Genomic DNA, 14,127 nt, shown 5'->3' on the forward strand with positions numbered 1-14,127 from the left:
CACTTAGAGTAAGGACGCATGAACAAGGACGGCGTCGTACGCAGCCTGGTCCCCGCCCGCATGGACCGCCTGCCGTGGGCGCCGTTCCACACCCGGCTGGTGATCGCGCTCGGCGTGGCCTGGGTGCTCGACGGGCTGGAGATCACCATCGCCAGCAACGTCGGGGCGTTCCTGCAGCGGCCCGACACGCTCGGCTTCACCTCCGCCGAGGTGGGCCTGTCGGCCACCGTCTACCTGATCGGCCAGGTGGCCGGCGCGCTCTACTTCGGCTGGCTGTCCGACCGGCTCGGCCGCCGCAAGCTGTTCATCCTCACGCTCGGCATCTACCTGGTCGCCAGCGGCCTGACCGCCCTGTCATGGGACCTGTGGAGCTTCCTGGTGCTGCGTCTGGTGGCCGGGGCGGGCATCGGCGGCGAGTACGCGGCCGTCAACTCCGCCATCGACGAGATGATCCCCTCCCACTACCGGGGCCACGTCGACCTGGCCATCAACGGCACCTACTGGCTGGGGTCGCTGCTGGCCACCTCGGCCACGTTCCTGCTGCTGCACCCGGGCGGGCCGCTGGACCCCGACCTGGCCTGGCGGCTCGGGTTCGCGGTCGGGCCGGTGATCGGCCTGGCCATCTGGGGGCTGCGCCGGCACCTGCCGGAGAGCCCGCGCTGGCTGATGACGCACGGCCGCGAGGAGGAGGCCGAGCAAGTCGTCGCCCGCATCGAGCGGGAGGTCGAGCGGGAGGACCGGGTCAGGCTGGAGCCGGTGCCGCAGGAGCAGGCGCTGGAGATCGTCCCCGAGCACCACGCGCCGCTGTCGCAGGTCGCCAGGACGTTGTTCCGCACGTACCCGGAACGCTCGGTGCTGGGGGCGACGCTGATGATCTGCCAGTCGTTCCTCTACAACGCCGTGTTCTTCACCTACTCGCTGGTGCTGACGCACTTCTACGGCGTCCCGGCGGGCTCGGTGCCGCAGTACATGTTCGCCTTCGCGGCCGGGAACCTGCTCGGGCCGCTGCTGCTGGGCAGGCTGTTCGACACGGTCGGGCGCAGGCAGATGATCTCGGCCACCTACATCACCTCGGGGCTGCTGCTGGCGGTGACCGGCTGGCTGTTCAAGGAGGGGCTGCTGACGGCGGTCACGCAGACCGTGCTCTGGTCGGTGATCTTCTTCATCGCCTCGGCGGCGGCCAGCTCGGCGTACCTGACCGTGAGCGAGATCTTCCCGATCGAGCTGCGGGCCCAGGCCATCGCGATCTTCTTCGCGCTCGGGCAGGTCGCGGGGGCGTTCGGGCCGACGGTCTTCGCCTCGCTCATCGGCGACCAGCACAACCCCGACCCCACCAGGCTGTTCTGGGGCTACTGCTTCGGCGCGGGGATGATGGTGGCGGCCGGGCTGGTGGAGATCGTCTTCGGGGTGAAGGCCGAGCGCACGCCGCTGGAGCACATCGCGGCCCCGCTGACCTCCCGCCAGGCCACCTCTACCTAGCCGGGCCGTGCCCGCCCTGGCGCCCGCCCTGGTGCCCGTCCTGGTGGTCGTCCTGGTGCCCGGCCTGGTGCTCGGCGTGCGCCCGCGCCACCAGGGCCGCCAGCCGCTCGTCCCGGGCGACGCCGGCGCGCTGCCGCTCCGGCAGCCCGGCCAGCCGCGCCTCGGACGCGAGCAGGTCGCGGTAGACCTCCTCGCGCCGCTCCGCGTCCTTCTCCACCTCCAGGTAGTCCTGGGCGTGCCGGCGGACGGCCGACACCACGTTCTGCGCCCGGCCGCGGGGGCTGGCCAGCGAGGCGGCCACGGTGACCAGCAGCACGCCGACGATCACCGACAGGGACAGCCCGGTGCTGATCTCGGTGACGTTCACCGGCTCGCCGTCGTTGACGAACGGCACGTTGTTCTCGTGCAACGCGTGCAGCCCAAGCTTGACGCCGATGAAGGCGAGGATGACCGCCAGCCCGTAGGCGAGGTAGATGAGCCGGTCGAGCAGGCCGTCGATGAGGAAGTAGAGCTGCCGCAGCCCCAGCAGGGAGAAGGCGGTGGCGGTGAAGACGATGTAGACGTTCTGGGTGAGGCCGAAGATGGCCGGGATGGAGTCGAGCGCGAACAGCACGTCGGTGCCGGCCAGGGCGATCATGACCAGCAACATCGGCGTCATCACCCGGCGGCCGTCCACCACCGTGAACAGCCGGTCGCCGTCGTAGGTCTCGGTGGCGCGGAACAGCCGGCGGGCCAGGCGGACCATGACGTTGTCGGTGTGGCCCTCGCCGGTCTCGGGCCGCAGCAGGTTGCCCGCCGTGAGCAGCAGGATCAGGCTGAAGACGTAGAACACCCAGGCGAACGTCTCGATCATCGCGGCGCCGAGGAGGATGAACCCGGTCCTGGCCACCAGCGAGAAGACGATGCCGAACAGCAGGGCCTTCTGCTGGTCGGCGCGCGGCACCCGGAAGCTCGCCATGATGACGAGGAAGACGAACAGGTTGTCGACCGACAGCGCCTTCTCGGTCACGTACCCGGCGAAGTACTCCGCGCCCGGCTCGGCGCCGCCGAACACCCACACGCCCACGCCGAACAGCAGGGCGATCCCGACGTACAGGGCCGACCAGACGGCCGCCTCGCGCAGCGCGGGGACGTGCGCCTGCCGCACGTGGAAGAAGAAGTCGAACAGCAGCAGGCCGACGATCCCCAGGATCGTCAGCCACCACACGAGCGCGGACACGTCCACGAACGCTCCTCGGGCTAGAGGCCGATCTCCAGGCGGCCGACCGGCTCGGCCAGTTCCTCCTCCTCGTAGGCGAAGTGCGAGGCCAGGGCCTGCGAGAGCCGTTCGACGCCGGCCCGGACCCGGTCGATCCTGGCCGGGTCGGCGATCATCTCCGCGCACGCCCGGTCCAGGCGGGCCAGCAGCTCGGCGATGACCTCGTGCTCCTGCTCCAGCTTCTTGACCACCGGCTCCAGGGCGGGGTCGCGCTCGGTGAGGGCGGGGAAGGTGCTGTCGTGCTCGACGTCGTGGTGCACGGTCAGCAGGCGGCGGAAGGTCGCGCAGAACACGCCGAGCGTCCAGTGGTTCTGGCGCAGCGCGAGCCGGTCGCCGTCCTGGTGCGGGGCCGCGGTCTCGGCGGCGACCTGCTCGACCGCGTCCCTGACCTGGCGGAGCTGGGCGCGGTAGCCGTCGTGCACGTCCACCAGGCGGCGGCCCAGCCGGGCCTGGTCGGGGGTGAGGGACGCGGGGTCGCCGCCCGCCGTCCTGGGCCGGCCGGCCTCGTCCAGGTCGGGGATCGTCACCTGCGGGCGGACCGGCTCGGGCGCGGGCCGGCCGCGCTCCCTGGCCACGGCCGCCCGTACGGCGGGCGCGACCTCCTCGGCGAACACCCGCAGGTCCCGCTCGGCCTCCACCCCTGGGGCCAGCACGAACCCGTTCATTCCGGCCTCGAACACCAGCTCCGTGAGCTGCTCGGCCCACAGGGCGGCGGGCCCGTCGAGGAAGCCCGCGCCGGGCAGCGGCGACAGGCTGCCGCCGAGGTTGTAGACCTTGCGGATCGCCGCCGGGTCGCGCCCGGCGTCCGCGGCGGCCGCGTCGAGGATCCTGGCCTGCGCGGTCACGGCCTCGGGCGGGCTGTGGAAGGACGAGGTCAGCCAGCCGTCGCCGGTCCGGCCGGTCAGCTCCAGCATGCGCCGCCTGGTCGCCCCGATCCAGATCCCGATCGGGTGCGGCGGGAACGGGCCGGGCCGCGCGCCCGCCAGCCGGTGATGGCCGCCGGAGAAGGTCACCGGGTCGCCCGGGGTCCACAGCGCCCGGATGACGGTGATCGCCTCGGCCAGCGCCTCGATCGACTCACCGGGGGAGAGCCGGGGGCCGCCCATGGCGGCGATGGCGTCCCACAGCGCGCCCGCGCCGACCCCCAGCTCCACCCGGCCGCCGCTCAGGATGTCCAGCGAGGCGGCGGCCCTGGCCAGCACGGCGGGCGGGCGCAGCGGCACGTTGGCCACGTCGGGCACCAGCCGGACGCGCTCGGTGCGCTGCGCGATGGCGGCCAGCAGGGTCCAGGAGTCCAGGAAACCCGCCTGGTAGGGGTGGTCCTGGACGCCGACCAGGTCCAGGCCGAGCCGGTCGGCGAGCTCGGCGTGCCGCAGGACCCGCTCGCCGTCGGCCGCCTCGGGCGCGAGCAGCGCACCGAACCAGACATCCTCCATGATCATCATCCCCCGGGCTCGATCGTCGTACGGCCGCCGTCCCCCGGACGGCCGACCCGCCCCAGCTAACCGCCTTTATTGGATTTACCCCCTAATAGCGGCACGGGTGGCGGCACGATTAACACGGCGTTCACATTCGGGCAAAAACCGGGAAATGGCCGTCCATAAGACTCGGCGTGGCTGAGAGAAATCCCGAAAGGACCACCGTGAGCTACAAGGCTGAGTACATCTGGATCGACGGCACCGAGCCCACGGCTCTGCTGCGCTCGAAGACGAAGATCCTGGCTGACGGTGCCGAGCCTCCGGTCTGGGGCTTCGACGGCTCCAGCACCAACCAGGCCCAGGGCCACGCCTCCGACCGCGTGCTCCGCCCGGTGTTCACCTGCCCCGACCCGATCCGCGGCGGCGACAACGTGCTCGTCCTGTGCGAGGTCGAGGAGATCGACGGGACGCCCCACTCCAGCAACACCCGCGCCCTGCTGCGCCCGATCGCCGAGCGGTACGCCGACCAGGAGTCCTGGTTCGGCATCGAGCAGGAGTACACCTTCTTCAAGGGCAGCCGCCCGCTCGGCTTCCCCGAGGGCGGCTTCCCCGCCCCGCAGGGCCACTACTACTGCGGCGTGGGCGCCGAGGCCGTGTTCGGCCGCGAGATCGTCGAGCTGCACCTCGACCGCTGCCTGGCGGCCGGCCTGGCCGTCTCCGGCATCAACGCCGAGGTCATGCCCGGCCAGTGGGAGTTCCAGATCGGCCCGGCCGGCCCCCTCGAGGTCTCCGACCACATGTGGGTCGCCCGCTACCTGCTCTACCGGACGGCCGAGGAGTTCGGCGTCGAGGCCACCCTCGACGCCAAGCCCGCCCGCGGCGACTGGAACGGCGCCGGCGCGCACACCAACTTCTCCACCAAGGCGATGCGCGAGAGCTACGACGCCATCATCACCGCCTGCGAGGCGCTCGGCGAGGGCGACAAGCCCATGGAGCACGTCTCCCAGTACGGCGCCGACATCGAGCTGCGCCTGACCGGCCACCACGAGACCGCCCCGTGGAACAAGTACACCTACGGCGTGTCCAACCGCGGCGCGTCCGTGCGCATCCCGTGGCAGGTCGAGGTGGACAAGAAGGGCTACATCGAGGACCGCCGCCCGAACGCCAACGTCGACCCGTACGTGGTCACCCGCCTGCTGGTGAACACCTGCTGCGAGGCCCTGGAGAAGGCCGGCCAGGTCTGATCCGCCCGCACACGGAAGAAGCCGCCCCCGGCCGGGGGCGGCTTCTTGCGTCTCAGATCCGGAACTCCAGATCCGGGACGATCTCCGCCACGTCCATCTGGGCCTTCTGCAGCCGGCCCGAGAAGTCCCAGTTCATCGCCTGCCAGCGGGTGAACTGGTCGAGCACCCACATGCCCGACTGGCGGCTGCCGTTGCCCGACTTGCCGTTGCCGCCGAAGGGCAGGTGGGCCTCGGCGCCGGAGGTGGAGTTGTTGACGCTGACCATGCCGGCCGAGATGCCCTCGCGGAAGCGGAAGGCGTGCGTGGGGCTGGTCGTGTAGATCGAGCTCGACAGGCCGTAACCGGGGCGGTTGGCCAGCTCGACGGCCTCGTCCAGGGTGGTGAAGGTGGTCACGCCGACGATCGGGCCGAACGTCTCCTCCAGGAACAGCCGGTCGCCGGGCCGCACGCCGTCGACGATGACCGGGTGGTAGTAGAGGCCGCCGTCGCCGTCGAAGTCGCCGCGCGGGTTGTCCTTGGTGATCCTGCCCGTGCTGCCCGAGACGACCTGGTGGTGGGGCTGGATCCAGGTCAGGTACTCCTCGTACCGGTCGGCGAACTTCTGGTCGAGCAGCGGGCCGGCCAGCACGTCCTGCTCGGGGTCGCCGATCCTGGCCGCGCCGGTCGCCCGCGCGAACCGCTCGACGAACTCGTCGTGCACGCTCTCGTGCACGATGACCGTGCCCAGGCTGGTGCAGCGCTGGCCGGCGGTGCCGAAGCCGGAGAACAGCGCGCCCTCGACGGCCAGGTCGAGGTCGGCGTCCGGCATGATCACCATCGGGTTCTTGCCGCCGAGCTCCAGGCACGCCGACTGCAGGTGGCGCCCGGCCAGCTCGCCGACCTTCCGGCCGACCTCGCTCGACCCGGTGAAGCCGACCTTGTGCACGCTGCCCTCCTCCAGGGCCAGCTCCAGCCCCGCGAAGGTCTGCGCGCCGTCGGCGAAGACCACGTTGAGCACCCCGTCGGGCAGCCCCGAGGCGGCGAACAGCCGGTACATGGCCTCGGCGGAGGCGGCGGCGTACTCGGCGGGCTTCCACACCACGGCGTTGCCGCACAACAGCGCGGGCACGAGATACCAGGACGGCACGGCCACGGGGAAGTTGCCCGCCGTGATCACCGCGGCGACCCCGACCGGGTTGCGGAAGGTGAACAGGTTCTTGTCCGGCATCTCCGACGGAACGGTCTGCCCGTAGAGCCGGCGGCCCTCGCCCAGGAAGAAGTCGCAGGTGTCGACGATCTCCCGCACCTCGCCCAGCGCCTCGGCGTACGGCTTGCCGATCTCCCGGGTGACCAGGCGGGCCAGGCTCTCGGCGTTGGCCTCGACCAGCCGCCCGATGGAGGCGATCACCCGGCCGCGCACCGGCGCCGGCACCTTGGCCCACTCGCGCTGGGCCTCCTTGGCGGTGCGGCAGGCGGCGGCGAACGCGGCGGCGTCGGCCAGGCCGACCCGGGCCACGACCTCGCCGGGGCGGGCGGGGTTGGTCGACTCGTACACGCTCTCGCCGGTGGTGTCCTTCCCACCCACGATTGACACGATCTGACGGCTCACCGGTGGCCTCCTCGTAGTTCCTCCGGACAGACAATCATCTCGCCGGAAAAAACCCAAGAAACCCGTCAGCGTGCGGTTCGGTGTGCGGTTAGTGCGCGGTTCAGCGCGGGCTGCCGAGGACCTCGCGGATCACGTGGCGGGCGTTGGCCGCCATGGCCGGGTTGGTGTCCTTGTAGTAGGGGAGCTGGATCAGCGCCATGGACAGGGCCCGGCCGCGGCCGCGCGCCCAGGTGGCGTCGTCGGCGCCGAGCGCGGCCCGGAAGACCTCGCGACCGGCGGGCGGCAGCAGGTTCCAGGCCGGGATCAGGTCGCAGGCCGGGTCGCCGGCGCCGGCCGTGCCCCAGTCGATGACCCCGCTCAGCCGCCCGTCGCGGACCAGCAGGTTGCCCGGCATCAGGTCGGCGTGCACCCAGACGGGCCCGCCCTGCCATTCGGGCGCGCTCAGCACCTCCTTCCAGGCGGCCGTGGCGGCGGCGGTGTCGATCATGCCGTCGAGCTCGCCGATCGCGGCCCGGGTGGCCTCGTCCAGGCGGGACAGCGGGCCGCCCCGGTAGGCGTCGGGCGCGCCGGCGGGCTCGACCTCGCGCAGTGCGGCGACGAACGCCGCCAGGTCGGCGGCCAGCGCCTCCCCGCCGCCGGAAAGCGCCCCGGCCTCCGGATTGTCGCCGTCCAGCCACCGGCACACCGACCACGGCCAGGGAAAACCCTCACCCGGCAGGCCCTGGCCGAGCACCGAGGGGATCGGGACGGGCAGCGCGGGGGCCAGCAGCGGCAACCACCGCCCCTCCCGGGCGACGTCGCCGGCGCCCTGCCTGACGCGCGGCAGGCGGACGGCCAGGTCGTCACCGAGCCGGAAGACCGCGTTGACGGTGCCGGAGGAGGGGAAACGGCGCAGCGGCAGATCGGCCCACCGCGGGAACTGCGCGGCCAGCAGCCGCCGGACGAGGGCCTCGTCGATGTCGGCCTCGTCCGCGTGCATCCTGCCGCCCATGCGCGTCCCCCTCGGTCCGTACGATCCGCGGGGGCCATGTCAGCGGACCGGGGGCGGGCGCGTCAAGTCGTTTTCGCCGCCCTCACCAGGACCTGGTCGGCACCGGGCCGCCGTCGCCGAGCTCGTGCCGGGCGTCGCTGGACAGCCGTCCGGCCAGGTCGGCCAGCGCCCGCGCGACGGCCAGCTCGTCCCCGACCTCGGGCATGGACGGGTCGGCGGGGTTGCGGCGGGCGTGGCCCGAGCCCTCGACCCGCGTGCCGTCCGGGACGGTCAGGACCGCCCGCGCCGAGGTGTCGTCGCCGTCCTCGGCGAGACTGATCCGGACCGTCCACTCCTTGGCTTGCATGGCTCGCCTCCTCCCGCGTACGGCTGCCCGGACACACGGCGGTAAACCGGACGGCGCGGCTACGGGCGGCGCGGGCGTCGCCACCGGTCGTTGGCGCGGATCCAGGCGGCGTCCCAGTCGGCGTACCTGCGCCGGTCCAGCAGCCGGCGCAGCGCCGCGACGGCCCCCAGCACCAGCAGGAAGGCCAGCACCTGGACGAACGCCGCCATGCCCACGCCACGCAGGACCACGTCGGTGCGGCTCGGCGGCGGCGTGGTGGGGTCGCCCTCGCGGTCGATCCACAGGGGGACGGTCTGGCCCGCCCGCGTGCCGGCCGGCACCTGGACCTGCCCGGTCCTGGCCACCCCCGCCGGGGTGGTCCAGCTCGCCGGGACCATGGTGGTCGCCGCCTCGCCGAACGACGGCCGCACGGGCCGCGGCTCCCGCAGCGTCGTCGCGGTCACCTGCTGCCGGAAGCCGGGGCCCACGCGGGCCTCGCGCAGGCCGCCCTCGTAGGTGACCCGGCCGGCCAGCACGGCCGGCCAGACGCTCAGCAGGACGAGCAGCACCGCCACCGCCAGCACGGCGCTCTCCACCCGGTCGGAGCGGCGGCGCAACGGGTTGCGGTCCGGCCGGTGCCTGCGGATCCGCAACAGCGCGGCGTTCATGACGGCCCTCATCGCGCACCTCCCACGGTCACCTTTCCTCCTTCCCGCAGAAACGGCCGGTAGCCCGCCCGCGGGCAGCCGCCGTGCCGGTCAGCTCCAGGGCGCCGTCGGGTACCAGATGAGGTCGCGGCGGGCCAGGATCCGGACGTCCCAGTACAGAAGGGTGAAGACGCCGGCCACGACGAGCGCCGCGCCGGTGATGAGGGCCAGGCGGGCCGGGGTGGCGGTCAGCCAGCGGTGCGCGCGGCCCCCGGTGGCCAGGGCGAGCAGCACGAACAGGACCGACATGACGACGAGGTTGCCGGCCGACTGCAGCATGAACGCCAGCGCGCCGTACAGGGGGTTGTGGCTCTCGGCGGCGTCCCGGAAGAGCTGGCGGAACAGCGGGAACGGGCGGCCGATCAGGAAGCCGCCGATCAGCGCGCCCATGACGGCCATGCGGGCCCTCGGGTGGCGGGCCAACGGGTCGGGCAGGTAGCCGAGCGCGGCCAGGCCCAGGTAGAGGAAGGCCAGCCCGATCAGCCCGAACGTGACCATCGCCTGGACCAGGCCGGGGGACAGGGTGCCCGGCGCGGGCCTGGCCGTGGCGAACTGCGGCATGGCGGTGCCGACGATCCCCACCACGACACCGTAAGCGCCGGACACGGCCAGCGCGCCGGCCGCCAGCCAGCCGAGCGGGCGCAGCGTGCCGCGGATCCGGGCGCCGACCGACGGCCTGGCCCCGACCAGGGGCGCGACCGCGCCGAGCGCGGCGATGTTGCAGGCGGTGAACGAGCCCGCCAGGCCGGAGGCGAAGGCGAACACGATGCCGGAGAGCGTCCCGGCGATGGGGGTGGCGTCGGCGTCGCGGCCGAGCATCGTGTCGGCGACCGTCGAACCGATCGTCTGGTCCACGAACTCGGCCGACCACACCACGGTCAGCAGGAATCCCGCCAGGGCGCTGAGCAGCAGCACGAGTCCGCGGCGGCGGGCGGGGGCGGAGTCGACGGCGGGGGTCGCGGCGAGGGGCAGGGTCATGGTGGTTCCCCTTCTCGTCCAGCGGGACGCGGCGCCCGCGCACGGGCGGACGCCGGGCGTCCCGGGGGGGTGAACGTGTACACGCCGTGCAAGTTCTGTGACGACGGCCTGGACGCTGATCAGGGCAGGGCGCCAGGCCGGCCATGGCCGGTTGATGGGAACTCCGAACGGGATATTGCCACGTTTAGCACGAAATGCCGGGTAGTAAAAGGCGCCGCCCACCCCTGCCGGGACGTCACACCCTCCTGATCCGCACGCCGTCCCCGTTGACCACCCGCTGCGTGTGCCCGAGCCGGACGGTGAGCCCCGGCATCCCGGCCAGCGGGCTCACGTCGAGGTCGTGGGGCATGAGGAACAGGCTCAGGCTGCGGAGCTGAGGGAGCGCGGCGAGCGGCGAGAGGTCGGTCACGCCGGGGCACAGGGCCAGGGTGAGGGAGGAGAGCCGCGTCTGGCCGCGCAGCGGGCCGAGATCCGTCAGGGCGGGGCAGTGACGCAGGCGCAGGCGGGTCAGGGAGAACCCGTCGAGCGGCGCGAGGTCGAGCCCGCCGACCCCGTCGAGGGACACCTCCGTGACGGCCGGGCAGGTCCGGGCGGCGGCGTCGAGGCAGGCGCCGGCCTCCGCGACGCCGTCCAGCCACAACTGCCGCAGCCGCCGCATCCCGGACAGGACCGTGCCGGGCAGCGGCAGGCCCTCGCGCCTGACGTGCAGCGACTCCAGCTCGTCCTGCCGGGCGAGCGGCGCGTGCCAGGAGTCCCGGCCGTCGTCGAGCAGGTCGATGAGGAGATCGTTCAGGCGGGGCAGCCGGTCGAGGAAGGAGGGATCGTCGAGCCGGACCCCCCACAGCCGCAGGGTGCGCAGCTGTCGCGACTCGTCCAGGCGGGCCACGTCCACGGCGCGCGGCTCGTCGTAGAAGAACAGGCCGAGATGGGTCAGCCGGGGCAGCGACTCCACCCCGTCCAGGGACCGGATCTGGGCGTCCTGCAGGCTCAGCGACTCCGTCTGCGGCAGGTCGCGGAGGAACCGCAGGTCGGCGAGGGGAGTGGGCACGGTGACGCGCACGTCCGCCGCCCTCAGCAGGCAGGCGCTGCGCAGATGGCGGGCGCTGGAGAAGGTGACGTCCTCCATGTCGGCCAGGACGCGCCGGGCATAGACGTCGGCGTCGAAGTACTCCCAGCCCTGGCGGAGCTGCTCCCGTACCTGCCACCGCTGGTCGGCGGCGTAGCCGGCCAGGCGGTCCAGGGCCTCCGGGCCGTTGATCAGGAACGTCGTGCGGACCGTCCACGCCGCGCGCCGCACCGGCAGGGCCGTCAGGTCGCGGGGCAGGCGGCGCAGGATCTCCTCGCCCGCCGCCGCCAGCAGGGTCGCCTCCTCTTCCGTACGCGGCGGGATCACCTCCGCCAGGCACGCCTCGACCCGGTCGCGCAGCCCCGCCGGGATCTCCTGGACGGTCTCCAGGCACGCGGCCACCAGCAGCCGCAGTCGGCGGGCGTGCTTGCCGCCCTGGTCGGCCCGGTCCAGCAGGCCGCCCAGCAGCTCACCGCGCAGCCGGCCGTTCGCGTGCCCGGCGGCCATCACCACGACCTCGCGCCACTGGTCCAGGTGGGCGCGCTCGACCGCGGCCTCGACGTCCTCGTCCTCCACGAGCTGCCCGGCGGCCAGGTACTCCTGCACGGTCCGGTGCGCGAAGTCGATCCGGCCGGGCACCGGCTCGCGCAGCACGCCGCTCCTGCGCAGCAGGTGTTCCAGCACGTCGGAGGCGGTGTGCGAGACGCGGGTCATCGAGGCGAGCTTCTGCTCGACGCGGCGCAGCGCGGTCGCCTTCGACAGCTCGGAACGGCCCATCGACACCAGCCGCCAGGCCAGGTCGCGCAGGATCCACACCTTCTGGTCGGGGTCGAGGGACACGTCGTCGTCGATCCGCCGCTCGGCGTCGCGGCGTTCCAGCAGCAGGCTCAGCACGGCGTCGTAGAAGCCCATCCGGCTGCGCGGGAGCTGGGTGCGGCGGTCGAGGTTGAGCGCGCACAACATGGCGGCCAGCAGCGGGGTCGAGGCGACCACGCCCAGGTGCGGATTGGACTCCATGCGGGCCAGCAGGGCGACCTCGTAGCCCTCCAGCTCGCCCGGCTCGCACGGCAGGCTCGGGCAGTCGCGCATCGCGACGTGCCACTGGCGGATCAGCTCCCGCTGGTCGTCGGGCGTCATCGGCTCCAGCGTCGACGCCGCGAACCCCTCGTCGGCCAGCCAGCGGGCGTCGGCGGCGGTCGGACGCGAGGTCACCACGACCCGCAGCCCCGGATAGGCCGCCAGCAGCCGCGACAACCACTCCCGCACGGCCGGCCGGTGCCGGACGAGCAGCTCGTCCACCCCGTCGACCAGCAGCAGGCCGCGGCCGGCGTCCAGCACGCGCTCCACCCAGCCGCGCGGCATGCGCCCGGCGACCTCCCGCGCGACGTCGTCGAGGAAGGCGGCGGGCGCGGGCAGCCGTCCCGACGAATGGCTCCTCAGCTTGATCATCAGCGGCACGCAGCCGTTCCAGGCGGCCAGGTCGCCCGAGAAGCCGCCGCGCGCGGCGGTCACCGCGAGCCAGCGCAGCAACGTGCTCTTGCCCGAACCGGCGTCGCCGCGCAGCAGCGTGAGCCGGGCGCGGCCGAGCGCCGACTCGATGCGCTCGGCGCCGCGCTCGGCGGGATGCCCGCCGGTGAGCGCGGCGATCGACAGTCGCTCCGGCGCGCGCGGCCCGCGCTCGCCGGAGGAGACGTTGAGGCTGATGTAGGCCATGCTCAGCGACGTGCGCGGGCGGTAGGTCTCCACCCGGACGCCGAACAGCTCGACCTCGTCGAGGGTGCGGCTGGCGAAACCGAGGTAGAGGCGTTCGAACGCGGCGTCGTCCTGGGTGCCCTCCGGGGCCTCCAGGGTGCGCTGCGGCATCCTGGCGAGCAGCCGTTCCACGCCCTCGGCCAGGCCGCTCAGCCTGCCCAGCGTCTCGGTGGCGGCGCGCGGCACGTACTGGGGGAGCTGCCGCATCAGGCCGACCAGGCAGTCGACGGACTCGGCGAGCAGGACGGCGTACAGGCGGTCCTCGGCCTCCCCGAGGCGCGGTTCCGGGAGGGCGGCCAGGATGCGCTCGGCGAGCTTGGCCGGGTCGGCGTCGGACTCGAACAGCGCCTCGTCCGACAGGTCGGCGGCGCGCAGCGCGGCCACGGTCTCCAGCAGGACGGCGGCCCGCGCGGACTCGTCCAGCCCGCGGAACTCCTGCTCGATGAGCCGTGACAGCCGGCCCTCGACGGCCAGCGCGATGCCCTGGAGCTGGTTGTCGATCTTCCGGGGCGCCAGCCGGTCGCGAAAGCCGCTCTGGACCAGGTCCTTCAGCTCACTCGTCCGGTCCTTGCGCGCGGCCCGGACGGCCAGCCATTCGCGCATGGCGCGCTCCGCGACGCTCTTCCCAGCGGCGGTCAGGGCCGCCTCGATGCCCGGCATGCCTTCTCTATAAGACGATCTTTACGATCACGCGGTGAAATCGGCGAAGTCGAACCCCGGCGACACGACGCAGCTCACCAGCACCGCCTCGTCCCCGGCCGGGCGCGCGGACTGCCACACGCCGCCGGGCACGACCGCCTGCGGCACCTGCCCCCGCTCGACCAGCGGCCCGAGGACGACGTCGCGGTCTCCCACGGTCAGGCTCAGCGGGCCGCCCCGGTGCCACAACCACACCTCGTCCGACCTGACGACGTGCGGGACGGACTCTTCGCCCGGCTGGAGCAGGAAGTAGATGCCGGTGGCGCTCGCGCGCGGCCCCGGGTAGCCGTCGGGCCGGACGGTGACGGGCGAGCGCCAGGTCTCGCGGTACCAGCCGCCCTCCGGATGGGGGAGCAGGTCGAGCGCGGCGGCCACGGGCGGGCGCTCGACGAAGGCGACGGGCGCGCCGGTGACGTCGCGCCGCAGGAAACGGGTGCCGTCGAGGACGGCCTGGCCGTCGAGCGCGGCGGCCAGCGCCAGGGCGGCGGCCTCGTCGGCGACCTCGGTGGGCGCGCCGTCGGGATAGATCCTCAGCTCCACATGGCCGATCTTACGAGGCCCCGGGACGCGCGCGGACCGCGTCCGGCGGGCAGGCCGCCCGCCGCGCGAACTGTCGGTCGGC

Annotated in this window: 11 protein-coding genes; 2 read left to right on the plus strand and 9 right to left on the minus strand. The window is 73.3% G+C overall.

What is annotated here, in order from left to right:
- Positions 1 to 18 precede the first annotated feature (18 nt).
- Positions 19 to 1,479: an MFS transporter gene (locus tag ACFYYW_RS18180; protein WP_387650084.1), complete on the plus strand. Its 1,461-nt coding sequence runs from the start codon at positions 19 to 21 to the stop codon at positions 1,477 to 1,479.
- Here the strand turns inward: ACFYYW_RS18180 and ACFYYW_RS18185 are convergent.
- Together ACFYYW_RS18185 and ACFYYW_RS18190 are read right to left on the minus strand one after the other, a co-directional pair.
- Positions 1,472 to 2,704 carry a TerC family protein gene (locus ACFYYW_RS18185; protein WP_387650085.1) on the minus strand — a complete coding sequence of 411 codons (1,233 nt, stop codon included), beginning with the start codon at positions 2,702 to 2,704 and terminating at the stop codon, positions 1,472 to 1,474. The two genes, ACFYYW_RS18180 and ACFYYW_RS18185, sit on opposite strands and share 8 nt — an antisense overlap.
- A 14-nt stretch (positions 2,705 to 2,718) precedes the next feature.
- On the minus strand, positions 2,719 to 4,173 hold the full coding sequence (locus tag ACFYYW_RS18190) for an LLM class flavin-dependent oxidoreductase (RefSeq protein ID WP_387650087.1): 1,455 nt from the start codon (positions 4,171 to 4,173) through the stop codon (positions 2,719 to 2,721).
- Between the two features lie 206 nt (positions 4,174 to 4,379).
- Between ACFYYW_RS18190 and glnII the strand changes: the two genes are divergently transcribed.
- Positions 4,380 to 5,399, plus strand: coding sequence for a glutamine synthetase (gene glnII, locus ACFYYW_RS18195; RefSeq protein ID WP_387650088.1), 1,020 nt, complete (start codon positions 4,380 to 4,382; stop codon positions 5,397 to 5,399).
- Positions 5,400 to 5,451: 52 nt separating this feature from the next.
- On the opposite strand, the gene ACFYYW_RS18200 is transcribed toward glnII, so the two are convergent.
- From ACFYYW_RS18200 to ACFYYW_RS18230, 7 genes are all read right to left on the minus strand, one after another.
- Entirely contained in the window at positions 5,452 to 6,963 is a 1,512-nt protein-coding gene (locus tag ACFYYW_RS18200; RefSeq protein ID WP_364414147.1) for an aldehyde dehydrogenase family protein, read from the minus strand.
- A gap of 124 nt (positions 6,964 to 7,087) precedes the next feature.
- On the minus strand, positions 7,088 to 7,978 hold the full coding sequence (locus tag ACFYYW_RS18205) for an aminoglycoside phosphotransferase family protein (protein WP_387650090.1): 891 nt from the start codon (positions 7,976 to 7,978) through the stop codon (positions 7,088 to 7,090).
- A gap of 82 nt (positions 7,979 to 8,060) precedes the next feature.
- On the minus strand, positions 8,061 to 8,324 hold the full coding sequence (locus ACFYYW_RS18210; protein WP_352324885.1) for a DUF1876 domain-containing protein: 264 nt from the start codon (positions 8,322 to 8,324) through the stop codon (positions 8,061 to 8,063).
- A 59-nt stretch (positions 8,325 to 8,383) separates the two neighbouring features.
- Positions 8,384 to 8,983: a hypothetical protein gene (locus tag ACFYYW_RS18215; protein WP_387650091.1), complete on the minus strand. Its 600-nt coding sequence runs from the start codon at positions 8,981 to 8,983 to the stop codon at positions 8,384 to 8,386.
- A gap of 78 nt (positions 8,984 to 9,061) precedes the next feature.
- On the minus strand, positions 9,062 to 9,988 hold the full coding sequence (locus ACFYYW_RS18220) for a hypothetical protein (protein WP_352330538.1): 927 nt from the start codon (positions 9,986 to 9,988) through the stop codon (positions 9,062 to 9,064).
- 235 nt (positions 9,989 to 10,223) lie between these two features.
- Complete coding sequence (locus ACFYYW_RS18225; protein WP_387650092.1) at positions 10,224 to 13,466, minus strand: NACHT domain-containing protein; 3,243 nt, start codon at positions 13,464 to 13,466, stop codon at positions 10,224 to 10,226.
- Positions 13,467 to 13,493: 27 nt separating this feature from the next.
- Entirely contained in the window at positions 13,494 to 14,045 is a 552-nt protein-coding gene (locus ACFYYW_RS18230) for a cupin domain-containing protein (protein WP_352330765.1), read from the minus strand.
- Between the last annotated feature and the right edge of the window lie 82 nt (positions 14,046 to 14,127).

It is taken from the genome of Nonomuraea sp. NPDC001831 (genome assembly GCF_042892035.1).
In the GTDB taxonomy this organism is placed as follows: domain Bacteria; phylum Actinomycetota; class Actinomycetes; order Streptosporangiales; family Streptosporangiaceae; genus Nonomuraea.

Coding starts and splice junctions, on each gene's coding strand:
- ACFYYW_RS18205 (WP_387650090.1), bottom strand. CDS start 7,978: ATGGGCGGCAGGATGCACGCGGACGAGGCCGACATCGACGAGGCCCTC.
- ACFYYW_RS18180 (WP_387650084.1), top strand. CDS start 19: ATGAACAAGGACGGCGTCGTACGCAGCCTGGTCCCCGCCCGCATGGAC.
- ACFYYW_RS18220 (WP_352330538.1), bottom strand. CDS start 9,988: ATGACCCTGCCCCTCGCCGCGACCCCCGCCGTCGACTCCGCCCCCGCC.
- ACFYYW_RS18210 (WP_352324885.1), bottom strand. CDS start 8,324: ATGCAAGCCAAGGAGTGGACGGTCCGGATCAGTCTCGCCGAGGACGGC.
- ACFYYW_RS18225 (WP_387650092.1), bottom strand. CDS start 13,466: ATGCCGGGCATCGAGGCGGCCCTGACCGCCGCTGGGAAGAGCGTCGCG.
- ACFYYW_RS18190 (WP_387650087.1), bottom strand. CDS start 4,173: ATGGAGGATGTCTGGTTCGGTGCGCTGCTCGCGCCCGAGGCGGCCGAC.
- ACFYYW_RS18215 (WP_387650091.1), bottom strand. CDS start 8,983: ATGAGGGCCGTCATGAACGCCGCGCTGTTGCGGATCCGCAGGCACCGG.